Origin of the sequence: Algoriphagus winogradskyi, from assembly GCF_900182815.1 — a bacterium.
Taxonomy (GTDB): domain Bacteria; phylum Bacteroidota; class Bacteroidia; order Cytophagales; family Cyclobacteriaceae; genus Algoriphagus; species Algoriphagus winogradskyi.
The window spans coordinates 847,378-874,278 of record NZ_FXUA01000002.1 but is presented as its reverse complement, the minus strand read 5'-3'; the positions used below and the strand labels follow the sequence as shown (position 1 = coordinate 874,278).

18 protein-coding genes are annotated in these 26,901 nt (G+C 41.7%); all 18 read left to right on the top strand.

Features of this window, described 5'->3' with window-relative positions:
• Positions 1–425 precede the first annotated feature (425 nt).
• The 18 genes from QOL76_RS08285 to QOL76_RS08200 all read left to right on the top strand — a co-directional run bounded on the left by QOL76_RS08285 (position 426) and on the right by QOL76_RS08200 (position 26,897).
• Entirely contained in the window at positions 426–1,202 is a 777-nt protein-coding gene (locus tag QOL76_RS08285) for a DeoR/GlpR family DNA-binding transcription regulator (RefSeq protein WP_111611323.1), read from the top strand.
• Positions 1,203–1,227: 25 nt separating this feature from the next.
• Entirely contained in the window at positions 1,228–2,643 is a 1,416-nt protein-coding gene (locus tag QOL76_RS08280; protein ID WP_283412481.1) for an L-fucose/L-arabinose isomerase family protein, read from the top strand.
• 95 nt (positions 2,644–2,738) lie between these two features.
• Complete coding sequence (locus QOL76_RS08275; protein ID WP_283412480.1) at positions 2,739–3,563, top strand: transketolase; 825 nt, start codon at positions 2,739–2,741, stop codon at positions 3,561–3,563.
• 6 nt (positions 3,564–3,569) lie between these two features.
• Positions 3,570–4,538, top strand: a complete 969-nt coding sequence (locus QOL76_RS08270) for a transketolase family protein (RefSeq protein ID WP_283412479.1) — start codon at positions 3,570–3,572, stop codon at positions 4,536–4,538.
• Between the two features lie 16 nt (positions 4,539–4,554).
• Positions 4,555–5,514, top strand: coding sequence for a D-ribose ABC transporter substrate-binding protein (locus QOL76_RS08265; RefSeq protein ID WP_283412478.1), 960 nt, complete (start codon positions 4,555–4,557; stop codon positions 5,512–5,514).
• Positions 5,483–6,130 (top strand): DUF2291 domain-containing protein, encoded by a 648-nt coding sequence (locus tag QOL76_RS08260; protein ID WP_283412477.1) that lies wholly within the window; start codon positions 5,483–5,485, stop codon positions 6,128–6,130. The genes QOL76_RS08265 and QOL76_RS08260 overlap by 32 nt, the downstream gene beginning before the upstream one ends.
• 1 nt (position 6,131) lies before the next feature.
• Positions 6,132–7,652 carry a sugar ABC transporter ATP-binding protein gene (locus QOL76_RS08255; RefSeq protein WP_283412476.1) on the top strand — a complete coding sequence of 507 codons (1,521 nt, stop codon included), beginning with the start codon at positions 6,132–6,134 and terminating at the stop codon, positions 7,650–7,652.
• On the top strand, positions 7,649–8,623 hold the full coding sequence (locus QOL76_RS08250; RefSeq protein ID WP_283412475.1) for an ABC transporter permease: 975 nt from the start codon (positions 7,649–7,651) through the stop codon (positions 8,621–8,623). The genes QOL76_RS08255 and QOL76_RS08250 overlap by 4 nt, the downstream gene beginning before the upstream one ends.
• A 51-nt stretch (positions 8,624–8,674) precedes the next feature.
• A complete protein-coding gene (locus QOL76_RS08245; RefSeq protein ID WP_283412474.1) occupies positions 8,675–10,168 on the top strand; it encodes an FGGY family carbohydrate kinase in 1,494 nt (497 codons plus the stop codon).
• A gap of 7 nt (positions 10,169–10,175) precedes the next feature.
• Positions 10,176–11,603, top strand: coding sequence for a DUF1593 domain-containing protein (locus QOL76_RS08240; protein WP_283412473.1), 1,428 nt, complete (start codon positions 10,176–10,178; stop codon positions 11,601–11,603).
• A 41-nt stretch (positions 11,604–11,644) separates the two neighbouring features.
• Positions 11,645–13,090, top strand: coding sequence for a nucleoside hydrolase-like domain-containing protein (locus QOL76_RS08235; protein ID WP_283412472.1), 1,446 nt, complete (start codon positions 11,645–11,647; stop codon positions 13,088–13,090).
• An 89-nt stretch (positions 13,091–13,179) separates the two neighbouring features.
• Positions 13,180–14,658, top strand: a complete 1,479-nt coding sequence (locus QOL76_RS08230; RefSeq protein WP_283412471.1) for a glycoside hydrolase family 140 protein — start codon at positions 13,180–13,182, stop codon at positions 14,656–14,658.
• Between the two features lie 30 nt (positions 14,659–14,688).
• Positions 14,689–16,119, top strand: coding sequence for a DUF1593 domain-containing protein (locus tag QOL76_RS08225; protein ID WP_283412470.1), 1,431 nt, complete (start codon positions 14,689–14,691; stop codon positions 16,117–16,119).
• A 125-nt stretch (positions 16,120–16,244) separates the two neighbouring features.
• Entirely contained in the window at positions 16,245–18,503 is a 2,259-nt protein-coding gene (locus QOL76_RS08220; protein ID WP_283412469.1) for a DUF1593 domain-containing protein, read from the top strand.
• A 98-nt stretch (positions 18,504–18,601) separates the two neighbouring features.
• On the top strand, positions 18,602–20,308 hold the full coding sequence (locus tag QOL76_RS08215) for a hypothetical protein (protein WP_283412468.1): 1,707 nt from the start codon (positions 18,602–18,604) through the stop codon (positions 20,306–20,308).
• A 540-nt stretch (positions 20,309–20,848) separates the two neighbouring features.
• Positions 20,849–21,739, top strand: coding sequence for an AraC family transcriptional regulator (locus QOL76_RS08210; RefSeq protein ID WP_283412467.1), 891 nt, complete (start codon positions 20,849–20,851; stop codon positions 21,737–21,739).
• 18 nt (positions 21,740–21,757) lie between these two features.
• Positions 21,758–23,278, top strand: coding sequence for a gluconokinase (locus tag QOL76_RS08205; protein WP_283412466.1), 1,521 nt, complete (start codon positions 21,758–21,760; stop codon positions 23,276–23,278).
• Positions 23,279–23,633: 355 nt separating this feature from the next.
• Positions 23,634–26,897 (top strand): SusC/RagA family TonB-linked outer membrane protein, encoded by a 3,264-nt coding sequence (locus tag QOL76_RS08200; RefSeq protein ID WP_283412465.1) that lies wholly within the window; start codon positions 23,634–23,636, stop codon positions 26,895–26,897.
• The last annotated feature ends 4 nt before the right edge of the window (positions 26,898–26,901 follow it).

The window sequence follows — 26,901 nt, the reverse complement described above, 5'->3', positions numbered from 1 at the left end:
TTTTTATCAGCAAATCCTTTGTTTATTTTTATTATTAGCTAGATTTACCCTAGAAACAGCTTCAAACACTTATTATTTATTTCATATACTTTCGATATTGTGAGATTAGCAATATAGCTATTGGGTTCACCAGAGAGTCAAATGATAAAGTAAAAGTCTGCGTGAATCACTAAACATACTGATGAACAATAAATAGATTGGCCTAGAGGGTTAGAAGGGAGAACTCTGCTGATAGCAGGAGGGCTCCCCTCTTTTTGAATGGCACTAACAATTTCCTAAGTCACAAACTTCCATTCTGTTCACAATTACAACTCGAAATTTAGATCAGATATAGGTTTAAGAATATTTTGCGAAAGCAAACAAAATGAAAAGCTTAAGTTTTCGAAATAGGTTACTTTTGTTTTTCACCAAGAAACAAAAATTCCATGCTCCCTAAACAAAGAAAAGAAAAGATACTAGAACTGCTTAAAGAAGATGGATCCGCTAAGGTCATTGATCTGGCTAGGATCTTTAAAGTAACTGAAGTTACCATTCGACAGGACCTGGAAAAACTAGAGAAAAATGGATTGGTAAATCGGGAACATGGCGGCGTACATCTAAAAGATGTGGAAAATAAGGTCCGTAACTTCTCTTTGGTACATCAAGACAATCTAAAGGAAAAAGAAATCATCGCAGAAAAATGCCTTGAATTCATCCAACCGGGCGACACCATTATTCTAGACTCTGGTTCTACTACCACGGAAATCGCTAAAAAAATTGTAAACATCAAAGGGCTCACAGTTATCACCAACGCTCTGAATATTGCACTTATGCTAGGCGCTAATCCAAATATTGATATCATCATGACAGGTGGAGAATTCAAAGCACCTACCCTCTCACTGACAGGACAAAAGGCAGCAGATTTCTTTAAAGGGCTGAATGTCCAAAAACTCTTTCTAGCAACTGCCGGAATATCACTGAAATCAGGGCTTACCTATCCTAGTCTTAGTGACCTAGTTGTCAAAAAAGCAATGATTGATGCGGCAGACACTACTTATCTAGTAGCAGACTCTTCCAAAATCGGAAAAAGTGCCTTTGCTAGTCTGGGAGCGCTTTCTCTAATAGATTATATCATTACAGATGAGGGGGTAGAAAATAAACATAAGGAAGTTTTTAAGGAACACGACATCCAATTAATCATCGCAGAAGACACATCTAAATAAGCACTAGTCAGCTATATCACACGTAATGAAAAAGCAAAATATAACTTTAGGGGTAATCATTGGGAACCGAGACTTTTTTCCGGATAAACTTGTGACAGAGGCACGGATAGAAGTTCTTAAAATGCTGGGTGAACAAGGAATTCAAACAATTATCCTGGATGAGACAGACACAAAACTTGGTGGAGTAGAAACCTATACTGATGCAAGAAAATGCGCAGACCTATTCAAGAAACATAAAGATGCTATAGCTGGGGTTTTGGTGGTTCTTCCAAATTTCGGAGATGAAAGAGGAATTGCCGATACCTTACACCTAGCAGACTTGAAAGTACCCGTACTTATCCAAGGCTACCCAGATGAACTTAATAAGCTTAATGTAGCAAATCGCCGAGATTCTTGGTGTGGCAAGATTTCCGTTTGTAACAACCTTTATCAATACGGCATCAAATATTCAATCACTACCAAGCATGTCGTCCATCCTACCGATCCTTCGTTTTTAGCGGATCTAAAGCAGTTTCTGGGTGTCTGCCGTGTAGTAAAAGGAATGAAAAATGTGCGTATCGGAGCAATTGGAGCAAGACCAACTGCCTTTAATACTGTACGATACAGCGAAAAAATCCTTCAGAAAAATGGCATCTCTGTAGTTACCTGCGACCTGTCTGAGATACTAGGTTATGCCAATAAACTGGACAAATCTGATCAACGCGTAAAAGATCATTTGGAGAAAATCCACAACTACGCTTCCACAGGTAAAACTCCTAGCGAATCTCTAATTCAAATGGCCAAGCTGGATGTTGTACTGAATGATTTCATGACAGAAAATCAACTGGATGCAAATGCTATTCAGTGTTGGACTTCTTTGCAGCAAAATTTTGGATGTAATGTCTGCACCAGCTCCAGCATGTTTAGCGAGGGAATGATTCCTAGCGCCTGCGAGGTAGATGTCACAGGAACACTCAGTATGTATGCCATGCAATTGGCTTCTGGCTCCCCGAGTGCATTAGTGGATTGGAACAATAACTACGCAGATGATGATGAAAAATGTGTGCTTTTCCACTGTGGAAACTGGGCAAAATCATTCCTCCCGGACATTGAAATCAGCAATGCCCCTATCCTAGGAACTACTGTAGGAGTGGAAAACACATACGGCGCTTTGGATGGACGCACGCCTGCCTCCCCATTGACTTTTGGTAGAATCAGCACGGACGATACCAGAGGAATCATGAAAGCTTATGTTGGTGATGGGGTATTAACTGATGATGAATTGAAAACATTCGGAAACCGAGCAGTGGCCAAAATCCCTAACCTCCAAGGTTTGATGAAGCACATCTGCAAAAATGGATTTGAACATCACGTAGTAATGAATGCGTCACATACATCCGACGCACTTAAGGAAGCATTTGAAAACTATATGGGATGGGAAGTATACCATCACGGAGGCTAGTTTACTATCTAAGAATACTTCCTTCAATTGAGACCAAACTTTTCATACTAATGAAAACCAGTTTAGCACATACTGCTAATTAATAAGAACCGAACATGACAGATAAAGATTTGAAACTGAAGTCTGTATTTCTGAGAAAAAACCTTCTCAAGTACATTTATAAAGCAAAAGCTGGTCATACAGGAGGAAGCCTGTCATGTGTGGACATCCTCAATGTACTCTATAACAGAGTGCTAAATGTAGATCCAAGCAATTTCAAAAACCCAGATCGTGATCGCTACATACAAAGTAAAGGTCATTGTGTAGAAGCCCTTTTTGTGACCTTGGCGGATCGCGGTTTTTTTCCAGAATCTGATCTGGAAACTCTTTGTCAATACCAATCCCACTACATCGGCCATCCAACCAAAAAGGTGAATGGTGTAGAGCAAAATACCGGAGCATTGGGTCATGGATTACCTATTTGTGTGGGAGAAGCAATAGCAGCTAAACTGGATAAAAAAACGCATAGAATATTTACGCTTTTAGGAGATGGGGAATTGCCTGAGGGCTCAAACTGGGAAGCATTTCTATCCGCTTCCCATTACAAGCTGGATAATTTATACGCAATTCTGGACAACAACAAGCAGCAGATTACCGGGTCCAATCAAGAGGTGATGAATACAGATTCCCTCCGGGACAAATTGGAAGCTTTCGGTTGGTCAGTACGGGAAGTAGACGGACATAACCTAGCTGAACTGGAGGAGGCGTTAAATTCCGGTCCTTTCGAAGTTGGTAAGCCCAATTTCATAATTGCCCATACCATTAAAGGTAAAGGAATCAGCTACATGGAACGCGTACTAAAATGGCACCATGGTGTGCCAAGCCCAGAGCAGTACGACTTAGCATTATCAGAATTAGACGCGGCTGAAGCATTAATCTAACGAATCATGGAATTAGATAAAATAATAGAGACAGACCTGAAAATGGGAAGCGCAAATCAGGAGGTTTTCGCTGATACATTGGAATCATTAGCCGCCATAGATAAATCGATCATTGTGGTGACAAGTGACTCCCGAGGTTCAGGAAAACTCGTTCCCTTCGGTCAAAAATTCCCGGAGCAGATTGTAGAAGTTGGGATAGCAGAGCAAAATCTAGTGGGAGTATCCGCGGGCTTAGCATCTGCAGGAAAGAAAACATTTGCCATTTCTCCTGCTTGCTTTCTTACTGCACGGGCTTTGGAACAAATCAAAAACGACGTAGCCTATTCCGACAACCCAGTCAAACTGGTAGGAATCAGTGCGGGAGTAAGCTACGGGGCACTTGGAACCACTCACCACAGTCTGCATGATTTCGCCGTGCTGAGAGCGATCAATAATATGATCATCGTCGCACCGGCTGACAATTTCGAAACGGAACAAGCTGTGCTTTTGGCCGCGAAGCTAGATCAACCAATTTATCTCCGGTTTGGTAAAAAACCCATGCCTTTATTATCTGAAGAAAACCAAGATTTTGAATTTGGAAAAGGTAGGATTCTCAGAAAAGGAAATAATATCACCATCATCGCAAACGGTGAGACGGTTTACCCTGCTTGGCAGGCTGCAAAAGCTTTGGAAGAAAAGCATGGAGTCTCTGCCAGAGTAATAAGCATGCATACAATCAAGCCATTAGACACAGCACTTTTGGATGAATTGGCTGCTGAAGGCAAACCAATTATCACAGTGGAAGAACACATGGTAAACGGAGGATTGGGCGAAGCCTGCGCTTCATACCTTTTCCAAAAAGGAGCCAGAAACCGATTCCATATCATCGGAATACCAGATGAATACACCGTAACAGGTTCTCAGGGAGAAATCTTCAAGCACTACGGCATATCCCGAGATGGTATTTTGGCGCAGGCCGAAACACTTTTGAAATAACAATAACCCACCCAAAATGACCTATTTCAAACCCATAAAAATTGTATGCCTGCTCCTCTTCACCGCTATATTATTCAGCTGCCAAAAGCAAAAGTCTGAAAAGCAGGATCAGCCTAAAAAAGTGGCCGTAATCGTATCCTCACTCAATAACCCATGGTTTGTAGTGCTGGCAGAGACTGCTGCCAACCATGCCATAGAGCTAGGATTTGAGGCTACTATTTTTGATTCCCAAAATAATACCGCACTGGAGACAGATCATTTCGAAAACGCGATCTCTTCAGGCTACGACGCTATACTATTCAATCCCACAGATGCGGATGGCTCGATCGCAAATGTGAGAATTGCCAAAAAAGCTGAAATCCCTGTTTTCTGCATGGATCGTGAGATCAACGCTACGGACGCAGCAACCAGTCAAATCCTCTCAGACAGCTATGCGGGATGCGTAGCTATAGGCAAATACTTCGTTGAGAAGCTGAATAAAAGTGGAAAGTACGTAGAAATCTTGGGCTTAGTCGGAGACAATAATACCTGGAGTCGCTCGAAAGGATTTCACTCTGTAGTCGATAACTATCCTGAGCTGCAGATGGTCGCTCAGCAAAATGCTGACTTTGACAGAAACAAAGCCATGGAAGTAATGGAATCTATTTTACAGGTACATCCAGATATCAAGGGAGTCTTTTGTGGCAATGACGGCATGGCCATGGGAGCTTACCAAGCTTTGGTGGCTGCAGGAAAGGCAGAGCAAGTCATGGTTTTTGGCTTTGACGGAGCAAGCGATGTGATCACCTCCATAGAGCAGAAAAAAATCCTTGCTACCGGAATGCAATTCCCAAAGCTAATCGCTAGAACAGCCGCCAATTATGCATTGGAGTACTTCAATGGCAAACGGGATTTCGCACAAAAAGTCCCTGTGACTGTAGAAATGGTCAATCAAGAAAATGTACATGAGTACGAAGCCTACGGAAGCGATGAATAATAAAGCTATAAAATATGGCATTGGAGTAGTTGCATTAGCTCTTGTGGGTTATAATTCAATCTATATCCAGCCTCTAGACCAAAAACTGGCAGAAAATCAGCAAACGGTTTTCAATGCGAAAGCCTATGTTGACGGCATCTGGAATCAGGATCTCTCAAAGGCTTACCAAGATTGCACTGATATATCGCAACTAATTGACAGTTTCAATCAGGACGTAAACAGCACATTTGAGAAAAATAGTCATGCCTTAGGAATAGGCAATATTGGCTATTTCCGCGTGAAAGGAGAAGGCATAGTCAGCGCTGTAAATGAAAACAATGTGCTGCTTCAAGTAGGCAGTTCTATCATAGAAATTGAAACGGAATTCATTTTTGGAAATGCCCTCCGTGATGCTTCAGGATTGGTCAAAATCAACGATTACGAAGACACTGCGGATTTCAACAGCATCTCTGAGGCACTGAATGACAGGATTCGCCAAGAAGTAATACCAAGCTTCAGATCCAAAGTAAAAGAGGGAGATTCAGTGAAATTTGAAGGAGCTATTGAACTCAACAAAGTTCATTTGAATCTAGACCAACTCGAGGTTATTCCATTTACTCTCCAAATCTCCTCCTAGCATGACGGCACTACTGGAAGTAAAAGAAATAACCAAAAAGTTCTCTGGAGTTACTGCCCTCAGTAATGTCAATCTCAGTCTGGAAGGAGGAAAAGTAACCGCATTAATCGGTGAAAACGGCGCAGGAAAATCTACCCTTTTGAAAATCATGTCAGGTATTTACACTGATTTTGAGGGACAAATGCTCTTTAAAGGCCAAGAAATTAAATTCTCCAGACCTAAGGACGCTCAGGAAATGGGAATTGGAATTATTCACCAAGAGTTAAATCTGATTCCTTACCTGACAGTAGCTCAAAACATCTTCTTGGGAAGAGAGTTGGTCAATGCATTTGGCTTTTTGGAGCGCGAGAAAATGATCAACAAGACTAAAGCTTTACTTACCAGACTCAAACTGGAAGTAGAACCAACAGCCTTGGTAGGTACATTGAAAGTTGGCCAACAGCAAATCGTAGAAATCGCCAAAGCCCTACTTACAGAATCTGAGGTAGTTTTTATGGACGAGCCCACTTCAGCTATCGGAGAAAGCGAAGTGGAAGTTCTCTTCGAAATCATCAATAAGCTAAAAGCGGAGGGTAAAGCCATTGTCTATATCTCGCACAAACTGGATGAGCTTTTTGCCTTAGCAGATGATTTTGTAGTGCTGCGGGATGGGAAAGTGGTCGGTCAAGGGGGAGTATCAGAAATTTCCCGTGCTCAACTCATCAATATGATGGCAGGGCGTGAAGTGAAAGTGGTCAAAAAATCCACCAAAAACTGTACAGAAGAGAAAGTCTTAGAAGTCAAAAACCTTGGTTTACTCAATCCTGAAAATCCACAACGTCCTTTACTAAAAGATATTAGTTTCGATTTATGCAAAGGAGAAGTCCTGGGAGTTTATGGATTGATGGGAGCAGGAAGAACAGAGCTCTGCGAAAGTCTCTTTGGGCTTAATCACCGCAAATTGACAGGATCTATCCTACTCAACGGCCATAAAACAGGCTTCAAAAGTCCCATTGAAGCAATAGATGCGGGAATGGCTCTGGTACCTGAAGACCGTAAAAAAGATGGGATTGTAGCAGGAATGTCAGTTTCAAAAAACCTAAGCCTTACCGTGATCGAGAAGGTCAGCAAATTCGGATTTCTGAGCGATGCCCTACATACCAAACTCTATGACAAACATGTCGCTTCCCTGAAAATCAAAGTTCACAACGAAGATCAAGCAATCAAAAATCTGAGTGGCGGAAATCAGCAAAAAGTAATATTAGGTAAGTGGATAGAGCGAAACCCCACCGTGCTCATGCTGGACGAACCTACGCGTGGAATAGATATAAATGCCAAAAATGAAATCTATGAGCTTATCGCTCGACTAAGCGCTTCTGGTATTTCCATTCTAGTTATTTCTTCTGAAATCCCCGAAATACTGGCTATTTCAGACAGAATATTAGTCATGTCTGAAGGTGAAATCACCGCCGAGTTTTCGAGTGAAGAAGCCACCGAAACTAACATAATGAATGCCTGCATCCCCGAAAACATGAATCAATGATCTCTTTGAAGAAAAACTTTAACATAGCCCAGTTTCAGTCCCTTATCGCATTATTCGTCTTATGCTTGGCTTTGGCATTGCTGACAGACAATTTCATGACTACGGACAATTTTTGGAATGTCATGCGCCAAATCTCTGTAAACGTGTGCATCTCGGTGGGAATGACTCTGGTTGTTTTAACTGCCGGGATTGACCTTTCTGTAGGTTCTATCTTGGCATTTTGCGGAGCAGTGACGGCAGGTTTATTGAAAAATGGACTCAGCATACCCTCATTAAATCTGTTTATTGGATTCACTGTATTAGGTGCAATAGTAGCCGGATTTTTAATCGGCGGAGGCTTAGGATTTGTTAATGGGTATGCCGTCACCAAATTCAAAGTTCCTCCTTTTGTCGCTACGCTAGCCATGCTTACCATGGCCCGTGGATTCACTATGCTCTGGACAAAAGGCCATCCCATCACAGGACTGGGAGATAGTTTCGGTTTCTTAGGGACGGGATGGTTCTTAGGAATACCTATGCCGGTATGGATCTCAGGCATAGTGGTAATCACAGCAGTTATCCTTACTAGCAAAACCCGATTTGGAAGATACATCTACGCCATAGGAGGAAATGAAAATGCTTCCCGACTCTCTGGAATTCCGATTAACAAAGTCAAAATCTGGGTGTATTCTATTGCTGGATTGCTTGCAGCCGTTGGTGGGGTGCTGGTAACAGCTCGACTGGATTCCGCCCAGCCAAATGCCGGAATAAGTTATGAATTGGATGCAATTGCAGCAGTGGTGATTGGTGGTACTTCACTTTCCGGAGGAAGAGGAACAATCTGGGGAACAGTCCTCGGCGCGATCATTATAGGAGTGCTGAACAATGGTTTGATTCTCATGAATGTCTCTCCTTTTTGGCAGCAGGTAATCAAAGGGATGGTGATCCTACTAGCTGTCATTATCGACAAGTCGAATCAAAAGAGTGAGTAATCGTCCATATAGGTCAGATTATGAAACGATTTAACAACAGAAATTAGAAACATGTCTTTCATATTAGCAATAGATCAAGGAACCAGCAGTACCAAAACCATCATCTTCGATGAGCAGGGTAATGCTGTGCACAAGGAGACAGAACTTCTCAAAACCCACTACTTAGAAGGAAACCGTGTGGAGCAAGATCCTGAGGAGATTTACCAAAACATATTAACCTCAGTGGGTAAATGTCTGGGTGGCTTCGTATCCAAAAAAGGAGATTTGAGCAAAATTAAAGCCTGTGGTATTTCCAATCAGCGGGAGACTTTTGTGCTTTGGGACAAAACAGGCAAACCACTCTATAATGCCATTGTATGGCAGTGCAAGCGTTCGGTAGCCATCTGTGAAAGATTGGAAAAAGAAGGTTTGGAACCAAAAATCAACGAGAAAACCGGATTGATCATTGACCCTTATTTCTCGGGAACCAAAGTAATCTGGCTCTATGAAAATGAGCCTAAAATCAAAGAAGCAATCGATAAAGGAGAAGCATATTTTGGAACGATTGACACTTGGTTGCTTTATAAATTAACCAAAGGTCAATCTTACCTGACTGATTATACCAATGCATCCAGAACATTATTTTTCAATCTGAAGGAGCTTTGTTGGCATCAGGAGCTATTGTCTGATTTCGGTTTATCCAAACTGAATTTACCAGAATTAAAGCCCTCTTCTTTTCACTTTGGCACCACCAATTTGGAAGGTCTATTGGATCATCAAATCAGCATTTCGTCGATGATTGGGGACTCTCATGCCGCTGCATTTGGGGAAGGATGTTTTGAACCAGGCAGTGCCAAAGCCACGCTGGGAACGGGCAGTTCAATTCTGATGAATATTGGAAAGGAACCAAAAACTTCTCAGAATGGAATGGTCACTACGATATGCTGGAGCACAGAAAATCGAGTGGATTATGCGCTGGAGGGAATAATAGTCTCTGCCGGTGCCACGATAGAATGGATCAAAAATCAACTGGGTCTCTTTGAAAACGCATCAGATCTGGAGCAAATATGCCTTTCCCTTTCCGACAATGGAGGCGTCTATATCGTTCCGGCCTTCTCGGGATTGGGAGCACCTCATTGGGACATGAATCGCAAAGCAACCATTGAAGGATTGTCTTTCGAAACATCCAAAAACCATGTAATCCGCGCAGCTGTGGAATCTGTTCCTTACCAGATCAAAGATGTGATCGTCGCCATGGAAGCCGATTCCGGGACACCACTAACAGAGCTAAAAATAGATGGAGGGATTACTTCAAACAAGTTTGTGGTGCAGTTCCTAGCTGACATACTTCAGCGCAAAGTAACCAATATCGCGATTGCCGATGTCTCAGCTTTGGGTGCCGCTTATTTGGCAGGCCTAAACTCCAAAGTCTATGATAGTATAGACCAGCTTAAATCCTTTAATCAAAGCTCTACTAGCACTTTACCTGGAAAAAACTCTGAGAAAGTAGCTGGCTATTATGAGGGATGGAAAAAAATAATTGGCAAAAAAAACTCCCAAACCTGAAATCCCCATGAAATACCTAGCCAAAATACCTTTTCTACTTATTGCCTTACTCCTACTTGGTTTTTCTGAAGGAATGGCTCAAAAAAAGAAATTTGAGAAAACTCGTGTTTTGGTTACCAGTGATGGAGAAATAGATGATCAATGTTCTATCGTCCGTTTCCTGTTTTATGTGAATGAATGGGATGTAGAAGGCATAATTACCTCCAGTTCACAATATCATGCGCATGACCACAATTGGCCCGGAGATAATTGGATTGATCCTTATTTGGATGCCTACGCCAAGGATTATCCAAACCTGGTAAAGCATGATCCAGATTTTCCGACCCCTGAATTTTTACGCGAAAGAACGCTCCTAGGCAACGTGAAAACCGAAGGTGAAATGACTGAAATCACACCCGGGTCAGAGCTTATAGTGAAAGTTTTGTTGGATGAAACAGATGATCGTCCTATTTGGATTCAAGCTTGGGGCGGGACGAATACACTAGCCAGAGCTTTGAAAAGCATCGAAGAAAACCATCCTGACAAAATGGAATATGTAGCCAACAAGATGCGTCTGTATCTGATCTGGGAGCAGGATGTGACTTATCAGGAATATATTCGTCCGAAATGGGGTAAATATAATATTCCGACCATCATCGCGGATCAGTTTGAGGCGATTGCCTATCGATGGGCTCAGGTGCAACCTTCAGAAATGATTCCATATTTTGAGGGTCCATGGATGAAAGCCAATATTCTTGAAAACCACGGTGCTTTAGCTGCACTTTATCCCGCTATGGAAAACGGTGACTTCCGCTCTGAAGGTGATTCCCCAGCGTTTTTACATACCATTCCAACAGGCCTGAGAAGTTTGGAATCACCAAACTTTGGAGGTTGGGGAGGGAGATTTGTAAAAGTCCGTGACAATACTTGGTTGGATTCAGTACCAGTCTCTGGCTATGAGTATCCAGGAGGTAGGTGGTATGGAAGCAATGGCTGGGGAAGAGCAAGTTTACGTGAAGATTCCAAGTCTACTGCAGCACAGCGCAGCACTTATTTCAAACCTATGTGGCGCTGGTCTGATGCGATGCAGAATGACTTTGCCTCTCGGGCAGACTGGAGCGTAAAGTCCTATGCTGAAGCAAATCATCCTCCAATCGTCCACACTAAAAGCAAGCTGAATCAGAGTGCCAAACCTGGTGACACCATCAAACTAAGTGTAGCTGGCAGCAAAGATCCAGACGGAGATAAACTTAGCTACCATTGGTATGTTCATACCGAGCCAAGCACTCTTGCAAATGCAGGCGAGCAGGTAAGACTGACAGACGCTGATCAAGCGCAATCTTCTTTTAAAGTACCGCAAGGAACTGGAACCATCCATTTAATCTGTGCAGTGACTGATAACGGTAGTCCAGCACTGACGCGATATACCCGTGTAATAGTAACTGTGAAACCTTAAAAGCTAATGTACCAGCAGCTTAAATGTGAAACATAACAGCCATGAACCTACTTATCCATTTTCCTAAATCCATACTCCTAGCTATTCTAATCAGCAGTTTAGGTTCTGATCTTATTGCTCAGGAAAAGACAGAAAAACCACGTGTCATCGTAACAAGTGATGGGGAAATAGATGATGAGTGCTCTTTGGTTCGCTTTCTCCTTTATGCCAACGAATGGGATATTGAGGGGATCATAACTTCAAGTTCCCAATACCACTGGCATGGACACAAATGGGCTGGAGATGACTGGGCTGTACGCTACTTGGATGCTTACGCCAAAGTACAACCCAATTTACTCAAGCATGATAAAGATTATCCCACAGCAGAATTTCTCAGATCTAAGACCTTTCTAGGCAATGTAGAGACAGAAGGCGAAATGGAAAAAATCACAGACGGCTCTCAGCATATTGTAAAAGAATTGTTGGATGAATCTGACGCAAGACCAATCTGGATACAGGCTTGGGGTGGGACAAATACTATTGCTCGAGCATTGAAAACTATAGAGGAAGATCATCCAGAAAAAATGGATGCCGTAGCCAGTAAAATCCGATTTTATTTTATCTGGGAACAAGACGATACTTTTCAGAAATACATTCGCCCTGTCTGGGGTAAATACAATATTCCCACGATTATCTCAGATCAGTTTATTGCCATTTTCTATCATTGGAAAAAGTATTTGCCAGAGGCAGAGCAGAAATACCTTGCTGCAGATTGGATGAATGAAAATATCCTGGAAGCACACGGCCCACTTTTGTCAATGTACCCTGCCCATGAAGAAGGTGACAAGGGATTTTACAAGGGAGATTTTAGATCTGAGGGAGATTCTCCAGCTTTTTTACACACCATACCTACAGGCTTGCGCAGCATGGAATCTCCAGACTATGGCGGATGGGGTGGTAGATATGTGAAAGTCCGAGAAAATACTTGGCTAGACCCCGTGTTGGATTCCTCTTATACTTACCCTGAAGGCAGATGGTATGGAAACTCAGCATGGGGAAGAGAACGACTCAAAGAAGAAATCCCCAACGATCAACAACTCACAGACTATCTGGAACCACTCTGGCGATGGACTGCTGCGATGCAAAATGATTTTGCAGCACGTGCAGACTGGACTATCAAGTCCTATGATGAAGCCAATCATGAGCCTATAGTTAAGCTGGCTCACAGTGAAGACTTGCTTCTAAAAGCAGGATCAAGTGTAAAACTTAGTGCAGCGGGATCATACGATCCAGACGGAGATAAACTTAACTACAGCTGGTGGCAGTATCAAGATCCAGGAACTTACAAAGGAGAGGTGTCAATCAATCAGTCAAATGAGCAAGACGCAAAACTAACAGTACCAAAAGATGCAAAACCGGGACAAACGATCCATGTGATCTGTGAAGTCACGGACAATGGTAGCCCAGCTTTAACTAGGTATAGACGAGTGATTATTAAAGTAAAATGAAGAAAGAAGAGACCCTAGAGATCCAATTAAAAGCCAATTCGGCTCAGAGATATTTTCCTTTTTAACTAATAACCCAAACCTAAATAACCATGAAAAGACAGTTGATTTTTACGCTAGTCCTACTTCTATTTTCGGTAAATATTTTTGCCCAAGCACCATGGGATAGCCATGGCAAACTCCAGGTTGCAGGAAACGGTCACTATATAGAACACAAAGACGGCACGCCATTTCTTTGGATGGCTGATACTGGATGGGGTATGTTTCAGCAATTAACTCGCGAAGAAGTAGATCGATACCTTGATAACCGACAGCAACTCGGCTTCAATGTCATCCAATCTGTGGCGTTCTGGTATCCTCACGGAGGTGGATTAAAAAATGGTCCGCATAATGCTGCAAATGCTTATGGTCACCGTCCATTCACCGGTGGAGAAGACAACCCCAACACTGCGAAACCGCTAGTTGTGTCTGGGGGATCTCCTGACTCACCAAACGATTATTGGGATCATGTAGACTATATCATCGAGGGGATCAAAAAAAGAAATATGTATGTAGCCCTCCTCCCAAACTGGGGACGTGCCTATATCACAGATCAATTTAGCGGTGCTCATCAAGAGTTTACAGCGCAGGAGGCTAAAGAATACGGTGTTTTTTTAGGAAAAAGATATAAGACAGAACCTCACATACTGTGGGTTCTGGGTGGAGATGCGAAAGGAAAATATTTTGCAGTTTCAGATACGATCTCAGAAAAAAATGTGGACAGACGTTCCATTTTCCGGGCAATGGCAGAAGGGATAGCCAATGGGGTCACTGGCAAAACAGTTCAATGGAACAAAGCTGATCAAGCATGGAAGGATGTTTTTTTCACTTATCACCCTGATGGAGACCCAAGTGACAACTCATCTACTTGGTTTCATGAAGATGCGTGGATCACAGCCAATGGGGTGGAAGTATGGACACAGGTCAATGAAGTATATCCAACTATGGCAAGGGAATACAATCTGGACAATCCTAAGAAGCCAAGTCTATTCCTGGAGGGTTCCTACGAATTTGGAGCTTACGGTCAAGAGTGCGGATATATTACTCCTCTCCGTTTGCGTCGACAAGTATACCATACATTTTTTGCTGGAGGAGCTGGCCACACTTATGGAGCAGGCCCTATTTGGGCAATGCGCGGTACTGAAGGGAACTACAATTGTGGCTTTACCTGGGAACGAGCTTTGAATTTCCCTGGAGCAGTTCAGTTTGCGCAGCTGGCAAAAAACTTACTTATCGAAAATAAGTGGTCTGAATGGATTCCTGACCAAAGCATCCTCCAAGGAACTGAAAGTGACAACGAAAGCCTAAAAGCAGCGGTCAGACTCTCTTCCGGCAAGAAAATTCTGGTCTATTTCTCTGACAATTCAGAGGCAACTGTTAAAAACATCCTAGATAAAGACGCTGAAGCAAATTGGTTTGATCCGATGGAAGGGCGTGAAAGTACGGCTGAATCATTCCAAACTGGTGAATCTCGAATAATCACGCCACCAACTGGTTGGGAGGACGCAATCCTCATTCTAACATCAAACTAAGCCTCATCAAAGCATCAAACCCATCAAATAATGAAGAAGTATTTTAGATATTGGACGATTTTAGTCGGAATTCTACTCCACGGACAGGTCGATCTATTTGCCCAAAGCAGCACAGAAAAAGAACGAATCATCGTCCTGACAGATATAGAAAATGAACCTGACGATGCGATGTCCTTGGTTCGCTTTCTTACATACTCCAATCAATGGGATGTAGAAGGACTTGTGGCCACCACTTCCATACATCAGCAAAATGAGATTGCAACCTGGAGAATACTTGAAATCTTGGATGCTTACAGCAAAGTGCGAGACAACTTAGAAAAGCATGAGCAAGGCTATCCCACCGCTGACTACCTAAGAACAATCGTGAAAGAAGGCATCCCAAAATATGGGATGGAAGCTGTTGGGAAAGGAATGGACTCCGATGGGTCTGAACTAATCATCAGGACTGTGGATAAGGAGGATGACCGACCTGTTTGGGTTCTTGTTTGGGGAGGACCGAATTGTCTTGCCCAAGCACTATGGAAAATCAAAGAAACCAGAAGTTCTGAAGACCTCGCAAAATTTGTAGCGAAACTCCGTGTCTACACGATATCCGACCAAGACAATAGCGGCCCTTGGCTGAGAAAGACTTTCCCGAACCTTTTTTATATAGCAAGTCCTGGGATCCACGCACTGGGAGCTTATCATTTCGCAACTTGGTCAGGCATAAGCGGAGACAAATTCCACGGCAGGTTTGCCGGGGGAAACTTTGAGATCGTGGACAATCCTTGGCTGGACGAGCATATCCGCAGCAAAGGTCCCTTGGGAGCCGAATACCCCCACATGGAATTCCTCATGGAGGGAGATTCCCCGAGTTTTATGCATTTGATTCATACCGGCATGGAAAATCCGGAGCGACCAGATTACGGAAACTGGGGAGGTCGATATGAATTTTACCAACCTAGAACAGAAAGTTGGTTTTCTGAGCCGGAAACACGTCCACTTTGGACAGATGCCATGGATGAAGTGTACGGTGCAGATGGAAATTGGCATACGACGAATAAAGCAACAATCTGGCGCTGGAGAGTGGCCTACCAAAATGATTTCGAAGCTAGAATGGACTGGACAATCAAAGATTACAAGGATGCCAATCATCCACCAGTAGTCAAATTGAAAACTCCAGAATTCATTTTAGCCAAAGTTGGAGATAGAATTGAACTCAGTGCCGATGAGAGCAGCGATCCAGATGGGGACGGTTTAAACTACCACTGGTTTCACTATGGTGAACCTGGAGACTATACACTAGCGAGTGGGCGAACTGCTACTCCATTGAAGATAGAAAATGCAGATACAGCTAATGCATTCTTCATAGTTCCTAAGCCTGGAAAATTTGGAGAATTGCACATTATTCTGGCAGTGACTGACCAAGGGGCCCCTGCCCTAACGCGCTATAAAAGGATAATTGTCAAAGTGAATCCTTAGATGTGTCACACATCAAAATGCCTAACTATTAAACCTATTGAAATTTAAAAGCAGTGAGAGCTGGACACAGTAAAAAACCACTATCGATCTGAAGTCAATTAACAATTAACCCAAACCTATTTTACATGAAGCCTAACCAATTGATTTTCTGTGTGGCAATAGTTGCACTACTTTTTTATTCTCCCCATAAAACTAGGGCCGAACAACAGGAAAAAGAAAGTAATTCATACAAACCTAGAATAATCAATACCACCGACCTAGGAGCTGATCCAGATGACGAGCAATCTTTAGTTCGTCAGCTGGTCGCTTCAAATGAATTTGACATTGAAGGATTAATTGTAGCTACAGGATGCTGGAAAAAAACGCAGGACAACACAGCTATGTTAGATGTGATTTTGGATGCTTATGAAGAAGCTTATCCAAACCTTACAGTCCATGCTGCTGGTTTCCCAACACCTGAATACCTTAAATCCATCGCTGTAATGGGACAAGATGGCTATGGTATGAGCGACGTAGGTACAGGAAAGGACAGCCCAGGATCTGAACTCATCATAGCAGCAGCAGACAAGAATGATCCACGGCCTCTTTGGGTAATGGGATGGGGCGGAATGAATACCATTGCTCAAGCGATTTGGAAAGTAAGAGAAACCCGTAGCCCAGCAGAATTGAAGAAGTTTTTGTCAAAGCTCAGATTGTATGATGTCTTAGGGCAAGACGATGCTGGTGCTTGGATTGCCAAAAACTTCCCGGATGTTTTCTATATCCGAGCAACTGGAGTATATGGCTGGCAACCTCCAAAAGAATACGCCGCTGAACACATCCAAGGACATGGACCGCTTGGACGGGTATATCCAGATACACAATGGGCAATGGAAGGAGACACACCTGCATTCATGCATGTCTATCCCAATGGACTCAATGATCCTGAGCAGATTGATCAAGGTGGCTGGGGAGGTCGTTTCAGTTTCACCAAAAAAGCTGGGATACGAAGTATGTCAGAGGTTCCTAAAATTCAGGAAGACGGAGAAACACAATATGACCCTTACTTGATGTTTGGAAATACAGATGAAAAAGCTGAGGCCATCAAAAAATGGAACAAAGGATATAACAATGATTTTGCGGCACGGATGGACTGGAGTATTAGCAGCAAATATGAAGATGCTAACCACCATCCCACAGCCATACTCAATGAAGATAAATCTCGAAAGGTGCTGAGGATGTCCGCTTCTTCAGGAGAAAAAATCACATTGAGTGCTGAAGGCTCGAGTGATCCTGACGGAGATGCTTTGAACTACAAATGGTCTTTCTATGCTGAGCCAAGTACGTATAAAGAGTCAGTGGAAATTCAGAATAGCACTTCTTCCAAAGCTACTGTCCATATTCCTGCGAATGCCTCCGGAAGATCTATTCATGTAATCTTGGAAGTCTATGACGATGGTGAGCCTAATTTATACGCCTACAGAAGGATGATTATCGAGGTGGCAGGTTCGCCTACTTCTGAAAACCTAGAACCAGATGCAGGTAGTCCTTATTCTCCATTCCCACATACGGTGCTGGTGACTAAAGTTCGCCATTTCGACAACATGTGTTGGAAAATCGCCGCTGCAGGTGGCACTTGGTATTTTGAGAATGGTGAGACCGAAGGAAAAACAGGTTTTAGTAGTGCTTTTGATCAGGCAGGAAACGACTGGATAGGCAATGATGCCGATCGAGGATACAACAAGTCCTCCAATGCAGGCGGTAAACATGAATACCGAGGCTGGCCAAATTTCGGCGAGGGAAACTTTAATCATCCACAGCGTAAAAGCAACTCCACCTCTTGGTGGGTGGATAAAAATGGAAAGAAAATAGCTTTTGAAGACAGCCTTTCTGGTGATCACCTGATTATGAGAAGCTCCAATCCTTCCTATGAACTGGAGTATCATTTTTTCCCTTCTCATGCAGCAATCAAAATCATCAGAGCTGATGATAAGTATGCATTTTTATTTGAAGGGCCAGTTGGGGGAGAGCAAGAAGCTTCTGTGGAGAAAGACTATTACGTGTTAAAAGATGGCGTACACCGAGAAATCAAATCAGGAGGTCTAGGCTACTTAGAACCTGAATTTGGAAATAAATTCCCCTCTCCATTTTTCTACTTAGCAGACAGCGACCCAAAGGACAAGCAAGTATTCTATTCCGGTGTTCGTGACGTAGGACCAATTACGGCAGGTGATGAAGGATGGAGACAGGGAGAAAATATGGTGATTTTCAGTTTTGGAAGAGATGAGGACAAGCGTGCATACACGGGCACAGAAGCTATATGTGTTTTTGGTTTTACTGAAAAAACGGAACACAAGGAAATCAGCAGTTTTATCGAGTCAAAAATTAAATCTCCTTTCAATTAAAGACCATAAATCCATCTTGGAAATAGATCAAACATGAATGAATACAAATTTTAACCATCCCAATAACCTTTAATATTAACAACAAACCCAACAAACCTATGAAATCAACCCAGACTATGAAGGCTAACTTCTTTGTTATCCTTCTCACATCATTGATCGTGATTGCCCCGCTCAAGCACTCACAGGCAGAAATTCAACAGAAAGATAAATTAATTCTGGCTGATTGGTTACGAGACTACATTCCTTCTCAATACCCTGGAGTAGAAATAATAGACAACAAAGATTGGTACCAGGCAGTGATCCCAGCAGTAGATGTTACTATTAGTTGGGCGTTTTTACCGCAGGAACAATTGAATCTGAAAGGAGTGACAGGCCACTACGAAGGAAAAGCGCTTTACATTTCAGAGCCAATCAATGACAATTGGACTACAATCCCGACCATGGAATTGACCGAAGGCGCAGGCTATTTCATCCCAGGCTATACTGAAGCTACCATGGGAGATCTCGAAGTGGCCAAGCTTTCAGTTCTGCAGTTTAGAGGTACAGGTGCCAGAAAATTTGTGGAAAGGATGCAGAAAGATTGGTTGTTTGAAAATACTCCAGAATACGAATCATCCATGACTAGATGGTTAAAAGACTACACACAATCAGAATTTCCTCAAAATGATTTCCTGCAGCACCATGGTTGGTATCATGTAGAAATACCAGAATATGATATCAAATTAAGTTGGGGACAAATGCTTCAGGATCACATGGATTTAGGTGTAAGTGAAGGCTTGAATGAGGACCAAACCATCTTTATAGCCAAGGAGGATAAAACTGATTGGGTAAAGAATACTTCCATTCAATATTACAAGGGCGTTGGTTACTATGTTCCTAATTACAAGTCTGCGACCATGGGCAAATTTGATGTAGGACGACTGGCAGTTATCCATTTTAACGGAGCTAACACGCGTCCTTTTGTAGAGAAAATGCAAGAAGTCTACGCAAAAACGGCTGACAAATCAGAGTTGAACTTCGCTCTTTGGCTAGTGGACTATGTGAAGGCAAAACACCCAAACAATCCTATCACCTATCATGGAGCTTGGTATCAAAGCGTCTTTCCTAATGATGAACTGACGGTAACCTGGGGCTCTATGTCCAATTCTCAAATGGAGTTGAAAGAACTTCACGGACTTTTTAAAGGCAAATCTATATTCATAGAACAACCTAAAAGCCAAGGCTGGGAGTCCATTCCCAATGTTAACTTTATTAGCGGAGTGGGATACAGTATACCCAGTTATGATGAAGCCACGATGGGACACTTTGAGGTGGGCCTAGTAGTTGTGATTCAATACAGTGGTGGAAAATCTGATGATTTCACTAAAAAGATGGCAGAGGCTTGGCGGGCAAAAAAGGTCGCAGATATACCAAATCTACCATTCAGACAGTGGCTCTATGAATATATCCCTACTCAATATGCCAATGCTAAAATGATTGATCACAAGTACTGGTTGCAAGGCCATATAGGTGGAGGTCTAGTGGCAAGCTGGGCACTTTTTGATCAGGAAAATGTAACCCTCAAGTACGTTGAAGATCACAATTTGACAGAAGGGAAAACCATTTTTATAGAGAAAAGAGGTAAAAATGAATGGGCGAAAAACCCCAAGGTAACCTACTACGACAATGCAGGCTATTTAATCTCAGGATATAACTCGGCTACGATGAGCAGCTGGAATGTCCAAGATTGCAATATAATTCAGTTTGACGGTGAGCCTGGGAAATTCACCGCACAAATGGCCAAAGCCTGGGGAAAAACCCACTGACCCTGTTCAAAACAACAGGTTTTGCATAGGGTAATTTTACCGCAAAAATGATAGATATAGAAGAGATATTATTATCCGCAATGATTCCAGCATCCATTAGTTCTTTGTTCACCTGACCGGAAGACCAAAAACAGGTGACCGAAGTACCTAAAAACTAGAGTTTAGCTTATCTTAAGATTATTTAATCTCTTTATAATGGAATAGCATATATATACATAAGACAGACATCAAAATTAAAAATATACAGCTCAAAAATCTCCTAGTTCAACACAACGATCATTAACATCAACTTATAAAAAATTAATAGCGACTGAATGAATAACATAAAATAAAACCGATCAGTCCACCTATCACTATTTACATTTAAACATAAATAAATTTAAAACAATCAAATCAACCCAAGAATACCATAAGAATTAGTTGTTAGATAATAGAATAAGTAAAAAAAAAAGGAAGACATGAATCATTTTATATGTCTATTTAATAATAGTATAGCACTAGAAAAAGTGATTTAATTTTGCACTTATCAGCAGCCAACAGATGCCTCATTGTCCATTTAAATATCAACATGAAACGCTAGCGGAAGTCAATCGATTTCCACATATAGTAGAATTTGGATTGAGAAATAATAATTCTGTCACCTTAGATTCCTTTGAGGTGAGAAAGGCTAACTATTTACAACTCTATTATATAGTAGACGGAAAATTTGATTGGATTATTAATGGCAAAAATGAGACACTATACCCAGGTGATTCTGCACTAATTTTACCAGGTCAAGAAATAGGCGGAGCACATGGGTATTTTGGCATTGGCACACTTTATTGGATCTACCTTAAGGTAGAAAAAATTGATTCGGAGGGGTATTTGGTTCTAGGAAAATGGAGCAGAATAAAAAAAAGTGAATGGCAAATTATTGGTAAAATTCTCGAATCAAATCAAAAACCTGTGATGCGAGCAGGTGAATTTTCCTCTATGTTTCAGGTAATGCAGTCAGAGATTGAAAACAGTGAAATAGGTAGTTTTACACGGGTGAATTACATCTTAGATTCTATCCTAATCCTGCTATGCAGACAGGTCACTAGACAGGCAGTATCTAGACGTGATTTCCCAAAATCCTTCACCAACTTAGAAGAAAGTTTGAGAAAAGATCTTTCTCATAAATGGACCGTTGAGGAGATGGCGACTTTGATGGGATTAGGCACGACTACCTTTACAGAAAAGGTTAAAAATTACACCGGATTCCCTCCCTTAAACTATTTAATCAATATTCGAATTTCAGAAGCCATTCGCTTGTTGAAACTGAAGGATATAAACATTACAGATATAGCATTGGAGACGGGCTTTTATTCATCTCAGCATTTTTCTACCACATTTAAGAAGCTTACCGGCCATACACCCAATGAATACCGGAAGAGATATACATCCAACTAACCACATTATCCCACGACTATGGAATGTATTATTACGATAGAAATCGGAACAAACGCAGTTCGGATCCTGGCAATAGATCTGAAAGGCAATGTCATTGCTAAATCTAAGGGCTCTTACCCTACTTTTCACCGGGAGCCAGACTACAGCGAGCAGGACCCGGACCAGATGTTCATCACCATGCTATATGTGTTGAAAAACCTCCTAAGCGAGCAGATTCACCCTAAAAATCATACTGTGATTTCTATCTGTTTCAGCGCCTCCATGCATAGTGTATTGCCGGTAGATAGACATGGAGTTCCAATAGGATATGCAATTACCTGGGCTGACAATAGAGGTAAAAATGAGGCGCTTGAGTTAAAAAATTCCGGCATAGGGCAGAAAATATACGAAGCCACAGGAACTCCTATTCATCCTATGTCACCTATGATAAAAATAGCCTGGATGAAGCGATACGACTCCAAGCGATTCGAAAAAACCGACAAATTCATCACCATCAAAAGCTACATAATTCAGCAACTTACTCAAGACTATCTGCTTGATTATAGCTTAGCATCTGCAACTGGCTTATTGAACATCCACACGCGAAAATGGGAAAATAACGCGCTGGATTTTGCTGGGATAAAGGCAGGGCAGTTACCAGATTTGGTCCCTGTTTTCCATCCACTCAACAGACTACGAAGTGAATATCAAAAATCACTCGGGTTGCCCAAAGGAGTTAAAATCATCATTGGTTCGAGCGATGGGTGCCTCGCAACTTTGGGAGGTGGCATATGGGAAGAAGAGAAAGCAACCATTACGATTGAAGATAGCGGTGCAGTGCGAGTTGTCGGAAAAAAGCCTTTAAATGATCCTCAACAACGAATTTTTAGCTACTTGCTGACTGACAAATACTACGTTTCGGGTGGACCTACTAATAATGGAGGTATTGCTTTCGAATGGTTCACCAAACATTTTGGAGATTTCAAGGAAGCCTATGATATAGAATATGCCATGAAAGGACTGATCACGGAAGCATCCACAATAAAGCCTGGTTCCGAGGGGTTGCTTTTCCTTCCCTATCTTTTAGGTGAGCGAGCTCCGATTTGGAATGCAAACGCTAGAGGCTCCTACTTCGGAATTAACATCAAACATGAGCGGCAGCACTTTATTCGAGCTACTCTCGAAGGTATTTTGTATGAGATTTACAGTATAGGAAAAACCCTAGAAGACCATAAAAACTTCAATTCTTTGACTACCAATGGCAGCTTTGCCTCTATACCATTTTGTACACAAATACTGGCAGATCTTTTCAACAAGCCTGTAAGTGTAGGCAAAAATCCAGACAGCATTGCCCAAGGTGCATTTTTACTTAGCGCTACAGACCTAGGAATTTTCAGCGACTTGGAGGACGCAGCCAAGTCAGTAGTAATGTCCACTACTTTTGAACCAAACTACCAAAACAATACGGCTTACATGAAATATTTTTCAATTTTTGAGCGCTTAAGTTCCAAATTACATGAGGAGTTCGCAGATATCGCAAGATTACAAAGTGAACTTTAGCCGGCATATTATTCCAACGCACTATATAATTTACTTTAAATAAAAAAACTATGTTTTGAATTCATAATTCCAATCAACTGTATTACCTAGTTTTTATCCCCCCAAAGTATTTATAATTTATATTTAAATAGCTTCATTCACCTATTGTGGATGAAGCTATTTTTTTGTTCAAAATCCTACGGAGGTTATTTTTGGAAGTATCGATAAATAGTAATTTTTAACTTGTTATCAATAAGAATAACTCAACCTATTAAACCTAGTTACAGAAGTTATTTTATTAAATACAATAAAATATACTTCTGTAACTATTTGGTCAATGGGAGAAGTTCACTATCACTAACCAAAACCCATAATAATGAAAAAAAATTACCTGATATTCGGTATTGCGATATTTTTGCATACCGGAGGTATAACTCATGCACATGAGATGTATACCTCACTCGAAACACCTACAGGAACTGCCTTAAATAGCATTGAATTATACTCAGAAACTCCCACTTCTATAATAGTCACGGGTATTGTATTTGATGAAACAGGCATGCCTCTTCCTGGAGTTTCAGTTATTGTAAAAGGTTCGTCTTCAGGAACGGTAACTAATTCAGATGGAAAATATTCTGTAGAGGTTGAAGATGAAAACAGTATACTTACTTTCTCATTTATAGGCTATTCTACCACAGAAGTCATCGTCGGAAACAGAGCTGAAATCAATGTAAATCTAGAAGTAGATGAAAAATCGTTGGAAGAGGTTGTAGTCACAGCTCTTGGTATCAAAAAGGAATCCAAGAAATTAGGCTATTCTGCGACCTCTGTTAACACAGATGAATTGGTTAAAAACAGAACTACCAACGTGATGGAATCACTGGAAGGCAAGGTAGCAGGACTAAATATCACTCCTCCTGCAGCAGGTGCAGGGTCTAGTACACAAATCAGACTTCGAGGACAATCTGCCTTTGCAGGAGCTAATAATGCTCCCCTCATCGTAATCAATGGCCTACCTATGGATCAAGGTGCGCGTGGAGTAAATGGAAATGGGCAACAACGCGACAGAGGTGATAATCTACAGAATATCAACCCGGACGATATTGAGAGCATGACTGTACTCAAAGGAGCTACAGCAGCAGCAATCTATGGAGCTAGAGCTGCAAATGGCGCCATTATTATTACAACCAAATCAGGGGAGAAAGGTCAAGGAATCGGCGTAGATTTCACCACTAGCTATACTTCTTCTACTCCACTAAATTTTCTGGATGAATTAATCCAAACTGAGTATGGAATTGGTACTGGAGGTGTGAGACCTAAAACGCAAGGCGAAGCCCAATCTTACGGGCAATTTGGATTCGGAGAAAGGTTAGACGGGGCACCAACGATCAATTTTGATGGACAAATGAGACCTTATTCTGCCAATCCATACCAGTTATATGATTTTTTACAAACTGGATCAAACTGGACAAACACCATTGGGATCTCTGGTGGTACGAGTAAAGGGAGTTTCCGTGTTTCATTTTCAAATGTGGATGCGACCGGCATACAGCCAATGAATGAATACGTCAAGCGTATATTTAATGTGGGGATTAATCATAGTTTATCCGATAAGCTATCATTTCAATTGAATATAAACTATGCGAATGAACATAACCTTAACCCGCCTCAAATAGGTACGCAGGGAGATGGGGCAATTAACTTTTTTAACCGTATGGGAATTTCCACTCCTTATGAAGCATACAGAGAAAGTGCTGTAAATCCTGAAACGGGCGCGGAGTTTCGTACAAATGGCTTTCTGGGCACTATAAATAACCCTTTCTACCCATTGCAAGGGAAGCAATATTTTGACGAGAAAAGAAGTAGATTACTCGGTACAGCGACATTGAGGTATCAAATCACCGATTGGCTATATGCTCAAGGCAGGTTGAATTACGATGATGGCAATGCTTTCGCGGAATGGAACAGATTAAATGGCACCGGTTCCACTACTTTATTCCAAGGTGATGGCACTTATCGTGGATCATATAATCTTTCTCAAACTACTACTTCTGATATCAATGCTGACTTCTTGGTAGGAGGAAATAAGCAATGGGAAAAGTTTTCGGTGGACGTTAGTTTTGGTGGCAATACCTGGCGCACAAAATATCAGAACATGAGTCAGGATGCGAGTAATTTTGTAGTAGCTGATCTATATTCGATTGCAAACGGGACAATAAAAAATCAGAGCTATGGTTTCTCCGAGAGTCGTGTAAACTCACTTTATGGCTTAGCTGAATTTGGTTATAACGGCATCCTTTATCTGAATTTCACAGGTAGAAACGACTGGTTTTCTGTCCTCAACCCCCAAAACAATTCCAAGTTCTACCCATCCATTTCAGGTAGTTTTATTTTCTCCGAACTCATGACAAGTGCCAATTGGCTTTCCTATGCCAAATTGAGAGGCTCATGGGCAGAAGTAGGAAGTGCAAATGGAGTAGGGACCTATGAGGGTTTGCTAACCTATAGTATAAATCAAAACCAATTTAATGGGCAGACACTAGCTGGAGTAAACGGAAGTTTCGCTCCGAATTCTAATCTGCAACCATTTACTGTTACTGAAAAGGAAATCGGACTGGAAATGAGGCTGTTTAACAATCGCCTATTATTGGACATAGGAGCGTTTGAAAAGATAACGACCGACCAAATCTTGGATGTGCAACTTTCCAATGCCTCCGGCTATACGGATTCAAAACAAAACACAGCTTCTTTAAAAAATAGCGGATTAGAATTCTTGATTGAATATTCTCCTATAGAAACCTCCAATTTCAGATGGACGAGTTCTTGGAATAGCGCATACTTGACTACTGAAGTATTAGACGTGGGCAATGAGAGCGGAACTATGCTAGTAGTATCTTTTAACGACACAGGAAATGAGTTCCTAGGGCAATTAAGATACACAGAAGGCCTCCCAATGAACCAACTGTATACCAGAACCTATCTTAGGAATGCAAATGGTGACATTCTAGTAACCAATCAAGGCAGATTAAGATCCACTAATAGCACTACACCAGGGGGAGAAGACACGAATGGTTTTTTGCCAATCGGAAGCTCAATACCAAAGCATACAGGAGGGTGGACGAATACGTTTACCTATAAAAAATTGAGTCTAGGAGTACATATTGACTACAAACTCGGCGGTATGGTCATGTCGTCGACACACCTAAACATGCTTAGACAAGGTCATTCTCAGCTTTCCTTACAAGGACGTAGAGAGGGTGAAAATGGATTGATTTTCCCTGGCGTATATGATAATGGAGAGCCTAATACCACTGTGGTTACCAATTTACAAAGCTTCTATGCTGATTATAGAAACCAGCAGATTGGAGATCCATTTATTTTTAAATCGGACTTCGTGAAACTTAGAAACGTTTCCATTTCCTATAACCTCACAGAGGCTGTTAGTAATGTGCCATTCATGAAGTTTGTAAAAGGTCTTTCTGTCTCTGCGGCTGCAAGGAATTTAGCTATCCTTTATAAAGACTTCCCAGGATTAGACCCTGAGGCAGTGCAGTCATCCGGTGACTTTAGAGCAGGTTATGAAAACTCCTCATTGCCTACCACCAGAAATTTCAATTTGAGCTTAAATGTTAAATTCTAATATT